8 protein-coding genes and 1 pseudogene are annotated in these 7,631 nt (G+C 39.8%); 7 read left to right on the forward strand and 2 right to left on the reverse strand.

The features are described 5' to 3' along the window. From UC75_RS12845 to UC75_RS12865, 5 genes and pseudogenes are all read left to right on the forward strand, one after another. A pseudogene (locus UC75_RS12845) lies at window positions 1-497 on the forward strand (mechanosensitive ion channel domain-containing protein); the annotation flags it as partial. A gap of 220 nt (window positions 498-717) precedes the next feature. Then, window positions 718-1,659 carry a metal-dependent hydrolase gene (locus UC75_RS12850; RefSeq protein WP_049837827.1) on the forward strand — a complete coding sequence of 314 codons (942 nt, stop codon included), beginning with the start codon at window positions 718-720 and terminating at the stop codon, window positions 1,657-1,659. Window position 1,660: 1 nt separating this feature from the next. Continuing rightward, entirely contained in the window at window positions 1,661-2,557 is an 897-nt protein-coding gene (locus tag UC75_RS12855) for an alpha/beta fold hydrolase (RefSeq protein ID WP_049837828.1), read from the forward strand. A gap of 25 nt (window positions 2,558-2,582) precedes the next feature. Further along, entirely contained in the window at window positions 2,583-3,824 is a 1,242-nt protein-coding gene (locus tag UC75_RS12860; protein WP_049837829.1) for an NADH:flavin oxidoreductase/NADH oxidase family protein, read from the forward strand. 38 nt (window positions 3,825-3,862) lie between these two features. Further along, complete coding sequence (locus UC75_RS12865; RefSeq protein WP_049837830.1) at window positions 3,863-4,342, forward strand: DUF6632 domain-containing protein; 480 nt, start codon at window positions 3,863-3,865, stop codon at window positions 4,340-4,342. A gap of 51 nt (window positions 4,343-4,393) precedes the next feature. Here UC75_RS12865 and UC75_RS12870 read toward each other — a convergent pair whose 3' ends face one another. Next, on the reverse strand, window positions 4,394-4,798 hold the full coding sequence (locus tag UC75_RS12870) for a hypothetical protein (protein ID WP_049837831.1): 405 nt from the start codon (window positions 4,796-4,798) through the stop codon (window positions 4,394-4,396). A gap of 307 nt (window positions 4,799-5,105) precedes the next feature. Here UC75_RS12870 and UC75_RS12875 point away from each other — a divergent pair, with 307 nt between their 5' ends. Then, window positions 5,106-5,870 (forward strand): hypothetical protein, encoded by a 765-nt coding sequence (locus UC75_RS12875; RefSeq protein ID WP_049837832.1) that lies wholly within the window; start codon window positions 5,106-5,108, stop codon window positions 5,868-5,870. Window positions 5,871-5,940: 70 nt separating this feature from the next. On the opposite strand, the gene UC75_RS12880 is transcribed toward UC75_RS12875, so the two are convergent. Continuing rightward, window positions 5,941-7,158 (reverse strand): MFS transporter, encoded by a 1,218-nt coding sequence (locus tag UC75_RS12880; protein WP_049837833.1) that lies wholly within the window; start codon window positions 7,156-7,158, stop codon window positions 5,941-5,943. 111 nt (window positions 7,159-7,269) lie between these two features. Here UC75_RS12880 and UC75_RS12885 point away from each other — a divergent pair. Next, window positions 7,270-7,631, forward strand: a 362-nt coding sequence (locus UC75_RS12885; protein ID WP_049837834.1) for a winged helix-turn-helix transcriptional regulator, incomplete at its 3' end; no start/stop codon positions are given.

Here is a 7,631-nt window from a genome sequence, read left to right on the forward strand (position 1 = left end):
ACTGGCGAGGCATGAGCAATTCGGGTTGCCGTCGAATGAAGCGTTCACTCTTTCTCGATCAAAGTAGTGTTCATTTCATGAGTGATGAAGAGCAGCAAAAGCTCAAAGAGTTTTTATTATTAGATCAATATCTCGATGCAAAGAATTCTGAAATTGAAGAGTTCAATAAGCATTTAAGCAATCAATCTCGTTATAACAAGCGCCGTTTAACAAATATTGGAACGTTTAGAGCCTATGTTGAATTTTATTTGCGCCAGCACAAGGGCATTGCCCAAAATCAAACCATTATGGTTCGTCAATTACAGCCGACTAGCCAAGGTTTGCCTTTAGAAATTTATGCATTTTCCAATACCATTGCATGGGTTTCTTATGAAGCAATTCAGTCAGATATTTTTGACCACTTAATTGCGATTCTTCCTGAATTTGGTTTACGTGTTTACCAAGCACCTTCGGGTCATGATTTGCAAAGATTAACTACCGAGATTAATCCAAGCTAACTTTTAAGCTGTTAATAACTGGTCCTCAACTATTTTTAAAAAGCTCCCAGATGGGGGCTTTTTTACCTTTTTTCGCTCTGAAAAGTTTGTGCTAACCCTTATTTTAAAACGTTAATTATTACTTCTTGACCGTTCTGACATCGGAATTGTCCTTTAATGATATTAACAAGTTCTATTTTGGAACTTAATGTGTAGCTATCTTGAGGAAGAGAAAAAGAACATGCAACCAACTACATTTAAAGATATGGCTTCTAAAACTTTATGGCCGCTATTTCCACGTCGCGTCGCGTTTGATTGGAATGAATCACCACTACATTGGATACCACAATCTCCGATTGGAAGTCATGCTGTAAACCATTTCAGTTTTACACTTGTACGAGGAGAGTACTTTTTCTGCCGTATTTTTAATAAGGCACTACCATTCGTAACAGATGAAAAATTAAAAAAAGATGTAGAAACTTTTATTCGCCAAGAGGCGATTCATGCTCAAGCGCACAAAGAATCTATCGAAAAATATATTCAGCGTTATGGCGTTGATATTGAAGAACAGTACGAGCGCGTAATTGAACTATTTGATTACATGCTGGCAGATAAGCCGTTTGGAAAAGTTCTCCCAAAGCGGATGCAAAAGTCTTGGTTATTGTTTCGTGTAGGCATTGTTGCTGCTGCTGAACATTATACGTGTGCATTAGGGCAATACGCTTTGACGAAAGCACACTGGGAAGAAAAAGGCTGTGACCCAGCAGTAAGTGATCTATTTACTTGGCACTGTGCTGAAGAAGTTGAACATCGCACGGTTGCTTTCGATTTATTTGAGCACTTAGGCGGTAACTATGCCTTACGTGCTACCATCATGAGTATTACTGCACCCATTTTTACTTACTTAATGGTTAAAGGCACTCAAGAACTGGCAGCAGTAGATCGCAGTTTGCCTAAATCTCAACAAAGCTTAGGCCGTCTTGATTTTTGGCGACAATGGTTTAAAGCAAGCTCTCAAGAGTTGGTACCAAGTCCTGTCTGGTTTATCACGATTGCTAAAAACTTCTTTAAACCTGCCTATCATCCTTACTATGAAGGTTCAACCGAGCTTGCATTGGATTATATAAACCGATCACCAGCGGTCAAACTTTATGAAGAAATACAAAAAGGACTGGTGAGCTAATATGAATACGAATATTGAAAAGCAACAAAGATATATTCAGTCTGCTGATGTCACGCTATCAATATATGAGTGGGGCACAGCGGCAGATAATCGTGAAACACTGGTGTTTATTCATGGCTATCCTGACGAAGCACAGATCTGGGATGAACTGGCTTCATTACTGAAATCAGATTTCCATATTGTGACTTACGATGTACGAGGTACAGGTTTATCTGGAACTCCGTTGTCTGACGCGGGTTATCACATGGACTATCTCATTTCAGATTTAAAAGCAGTTATTGAGCAAACCAGTCCTCAGCAGCCTGTTCATTTGATTGGTCATGATCTTGGCGCCCTCCAAGGTTGGGAAGCGATTTTGGACGATAAGTTAAAACCATATATCAAAAGTTATACGGCTTTAGCACCGAGTATTGACCATGCAGGCATGTGGTTTAAAGAAAATCTGAACAGTAAACACCCAGCGAAAAAGTTTGCTGCTATCAAGCAAATGATTTCTTCGAGTTATATGCTGTTTTTTAATATTCCAATTATTCCAGAGTTAAGCTGGTATCTGGGACTATCAAAAATCTGGCCAAAAGTGGTTTCTCAACTCGAAGGTAAGAAAGTTGCACCACATCCTCATCAACTCAAAAATGCCGTACGTGGGTTAGGTTTCTATCGGTTGAATCTGTTTAAGCCATTAATTAACTCTAAAAAGCGTTATACCTCGGTACCTGTGCATGTTTTATCAATGACCAAAGATCGTTTTGTGCCTCAACACATCGTAGACAAACAAGACAGATGGGTAAATTCGTCTTTTACACGTACTGATATTCATGCGGGTCACTGGGGAATTGCGAGCCACCCTGATTTAATCGCAATGCCTATTCGTAATTATATTCAAAAGCTTACTGCGTAAAAAACAATAAGGCTGGAGGTCTAAAATGAAAAACGAATTAAAACTGGCATCACCATTTGCTTTAAAACATGGCTTTACACTCAAAAACAGGCTAATTAAATCGGCTTTAAGTGAAGCACTAGCGCATACAGATGGGCGACCGAGTAAAGAGTTGATTCTGCTCTACCAAACGTGGTCGCAATCTGGAGCTGGAGTTTTGATCACGGGTAACGTGATGATTGACTCTAGAGCAATTGGTGAGCCAGGCAATGTCATTATTGAAGACGAAAAGAATTTAGACCTAATCAAAGAATGGGCAGATGCTGCTAAATCTGGCGGTAGTGAGGTCTGGATGCAAATAAACCACCCAGGTAAACAAGCAATTCGAGGCTTAAATAAAGAAACCGTTTCACCTTCAGCTGTGCCTTTTAGCCCGAAAATGGCAGCAGTTTTTGCTACACCGCGAGAGCTGACTCAGCACGAAATTGAAGACCTTATTCAACGCTATGCAAACACTGCTGAGATTGCTAAGAAAGCAGGTTTTAGCGGTGTACAGTTACATGGCGCACATGGTTATTTAATTAGCCAATTCCTTTCTCCGCATCATAACCGTCGTACAGATCAGTGGGGTGGAAGTATCGAAAACCGACAAAGATTTGTCCTTGAGGTCTATAAGGAAATTAGAAATCGAGTCGGGGCTGACTATCCGGTAAGCATTAAATTGAACTCAGCCGATTTTCAAAGAGGCGGTTTTACTGAAGAAGAATCGTTGGCAACCATTCAAGCACTTGATGAGGTGGGAATCGACTTAATCGAGATTTCTGGCGGAACCTATGAAAAACCGATTATGCAGTTGGGTAAACCTAAAGAATCAACCATCTCTCGTGAAGCTTACTTTTTAGACTTTGCTAAAAAAGTTCGTGGACTTAGTAAAGTACCACTTATGGTGACTGGCGGTTTTAGAAGTTTGCAAGGGATCGAAAGTGCTCTATCAAATAACGATCTGGATTTTGTTGGTCTTGGACGAATTTTTGCAATTGAACCTTTGGCAGCTAAACGTTTACTCAGTGGGCTTGAAACGATAAACCAAGTTAGACCTTTAACTACGGGCATCAAGTTTATTGATAATTTAGGATCATTAGAAATTACTTGGTATACCCGTCAAATGCATCGATTGGGTCGAGGGCGCTTGCCAATTCCAGACGAAAATGGACTTAAATCTTTTATTCTGGATATTAAAGATAAAGGATTGGGTATTTTTAAAACTCGTCGATTACGTGCTTCTTAAAATTATAAATTAACGTTTATATCAATGAGGATATAAGGATGCCAACAACTCATCAGATAAAAATATCGAGATTTAGCCTCGCTGCAAAATTTATGGGAATTAGTTTTCTGCTATTTTTTGTTGGAGCAGCGCTTCTTATCTTTTTTAATATTCCTGCAATTCTGCTTCAGTTCGAATGGGGTAAATTTCTGGTTCGGTTAGTTCGCTGGGGAGAGTTGCATGGTGGAGGTGAGCATTACGAGTTGATGATCTCAGCCATCTATATTGTATGGGGCTGGTTTCTTTTAAAAGCAGCGAATGAACCTCTAAAAAACTATCTATTTTTTGAATTTACTATGTTTGCAAATATTGCTCACTTCGGTGCAATGCTTGTTATGGGTTTGGTGATGACACATGAAACTCCACATTTAATTGGAGATGTGTTGTTGGGTTGGGTTCTGCTCTTGATTTATATTTATTTCTGGTTACCTGTAAGAAAAATCTATAAATCTGATAGCGAGTTGAATCGTTCCATTTAAGAGCTAGAAGTTGAGGGGAGCGGAAATTGAATTCGAACCCTTCTCTCTAGATTATCCAGCAAACCAAATATTTTGATGATCGCACATTGGGCTTAAATGTTTAATGCGTAGATTGTCTCGCTCAAAATCGCCACTCCCTCCTGCAATATCTAATTCACTACCTAAGCGGATATGCTTGCCTTTATAGCTTAAAGCTTCTTTTTCAGAATCCCACTGGGCAGTGTGTTCGGGAAAGATAATCAGAATATCGTTTACATAGAGACACTCTTGTTTCTGCTCTAATATTCCTTTTAAGCGCGCTGAAGCAGAAATACCATTAGATCGATAAACAGGGAGTTTTACCGCACTGGTATTTTCGTTCGCTTCTTGCTGTTGACATCCTGTAAGCAGTGCAAATACAACTGCGCAAATCAATTTATTATTAATACCCAATTTTGTTCCTATAGGGATTTCCATATAATTTTGATAGTAATGGACTAATGTTGCATATCAATCTTTAGATTGTTAGAGAAGATTTCATCCCACTACGGTTTAAACTTAAGCATTTTAGCCAGATGACTCATTCACTGGTATGATTAATTATTGGTTATTATATTTTATTTATTTGTATATTGTTATCTTTTTCATTTGAGTTTTTGGGTTATATACATCGTGTAATTTGCTTTGAAAAAAGTATTTGTAATTTATTTTTAACCTTAACTTTATCTTAAGGCATAAATATTTAGATAAGAGCTAATAAATACGTATGTTTGGAGAACATACAATGATGAGTCATGAGAATTTATCTAAAACCTTGAGTAAGGTTCCAGAAGTCACCTTATTATTCTGGATCATTAAAATTGCAGCTACAACGCTAGGTGAAACTGCTGGAGATGCGCTATCTATGTCCCTAAATTTGGGATATATCATTAGTACGGCAATTTTTGCTGTGATCTTTGCAGTATTTGTCGGACTACAAATTAAAGCTAAAAACTATAATTCATTTTTCTACTGGGCGACGATCATTGCCACTACCACGTTAGGTACGACAATTGCCGATTTCGTTGATCGAACTTTAGGTGTGGGCTATGCAGGAGGGAGCTTAATATTACTTATTTTATTAGGCGTATCTCTGTTTGTTTGGTATTTGAGTTGCGGCACAATTTCAGTAAAGAGTATTCAATCTGCAAAAAGTGAAGCTTTCTATTGGTTAACCATCATGTTTTCTCAAACATTAGGGACAGCTTTAGGAGACTGGACTGCTGATACTCAAGGCTTAGGGTATACCAGCGCTGCTTTAATTTTTGGTACTTTATTATTGGTGTTAGCAATCTGCTATTTTTATACCAAAATTTCAAGAACCTTATTATTTTGGTTGGCCTTCGTTTTGACCAGACCTCTAGGTGCAGTATTGGGAGATTTCCTTGATAAACCTATCGCGCATGGTGGATTAGAGTTAAGCAGATTTAGCGCGTCTTTTGTTTTATTAGCTTTCATTGTTGTATGTTTAGTGGTTTTTAAACCTAAAGCAGCTCAGTCATCTCATTAAATTAACTGCTCATTAAAAACCACATGATTCTCTTGAGTGATGTGGTTTTTTTATTTGAAAGTAGGCATTTTTAAGAGACTTTACGGGTTATCCACCAAAATAATAATGCCAGAAGGCTAACACTTGCACCGAGTGCACATACTCCAAACCATCCAGCATAGGCATAAGTGGCTGTTGTACTGATTGCCCCTAATCCACTACCAATTGCATAAAACAGCATGTATAGACCAACAAGCCGACTATGCGCTTCTGGACGAGTGCGAAAAATCATACTCTGGTTTGTCACATGTAAGGCTTGTCCGCCCAAGTCTAGCAATACGATGCCAATCACGAGTGCCCACAGTGAGTAAGCCATGAGTGAGAGTGGTCCCCAAGCAAGCAGTAATATTACGAGTGCTACTAAACTTGTACGCTGGGCATATCCGCGGTCCCCCCAATAACCCGCACGTGCAGCAGCCAGCGCACCCACAACTCCAACGAGTCCAAAAGATCCAATAATAGTATGCGAAAAACTGTAAGGCGGTTCACTCAACGGTAGTACCAGCGCGCTCCAGAAAATATTGAATGCAGCGAACATGAGTAAAGCTAAAACACCACGTACTTGTAGCACTTTTTCTTGGTGAAGCAGTTTTAGCATGGATGCTAAAAGTTGCGGGTAGCGCATGGTAACGTGCTGAATTTTTAAATGAGGCAAACGTTTCCAAAGCGGCAATGCAATCCCGAGCATGATGATGGCTGCACAAAAGTACACGCCACGCCATCCCGCTAAATCACTAATTCCCCCTGAAAATACTCGGGCAAGCAATAAACCAATGAACACACCACTTTGTGCAGTACCAACCACATGTCCTTGCTCATGTGGGAGAGCAGCACTTGCAGCATAAGCAATAAGCCCTTGAGTCATGGCTGTGCCGAGTAAACCTACGGCAAGCATTCCTACCAAAAGAATAATTGTAGAGTGAGCAAAGGCAACCACGAGTAATGCTGAGATCAAAACCAGTAACTGTAGGGCCATTAATCGACGCCGATTTACAAGGTCACCCAACGGTACTAAAAACACGAGAGCAAGGGCGCAACCGATTTGAGTGGCTGTCACTACACCACCAATGGCGGCATGACTAACGTTAAAGTCCTTGGCCAATATGTCGAGTAAAGGCTGCGCATAATAGACATTTGCTACGCTTGCACCACTTGCAATAGCAAATAGCAATATTACGTCACGAGGCATGCTTGAAAGCGGTTTATCGCTTTTAGCGTGTGAAGTTGAAGATGCAAGAGAAGCTTTCATGGCTCTAAACTCACTCAATCTAGTTTTAAAATGCAACTAGTTGAATGTTAAGCCTGCTAGTTTTAAAATGCAACTAGATAACTTATTACTGATGATTGGTAAGGAAACTCTATGACGAACTCTGCATTGTTAAAAGATGAACCTTGTCCTGTTGCACGTTGCGTCAACCTGATAGGAGACCGCTGGTCACTGCTCATTGTGCGTGATGCTTTTGATGGAATGCGCCGTTTTGGAGATTTTCAGCGCAGCTTAGGAGTGGCGCGAAATATTCTTTCTGACCGACTAAAAAAATTAGTGGATGCTGGTGTTCTTGAAATGCAAGACGCTTCGGATGGCACAGCTTATCAAGAATATGTATTGACCGATAAAGGAGAGAGTTTGTTTCCTGTGGTTGTGGCTTTGCGACAATGGGGAGAACAGAACCTATTTGAAAGTGGTGAGCGCCATTCTCTGTTAATTGATAAAACTACAGG

This window comes from Acinetobacter sp. V2 (genome assembly GCF_001188385.1).
Classification (GTDB): Bacteria; Pseudomonadota; Gammaproteobacteria; order Pseudomonadales; family Moraxellaceae; genus Acinetobacter; species Acinetobacter oleivorans.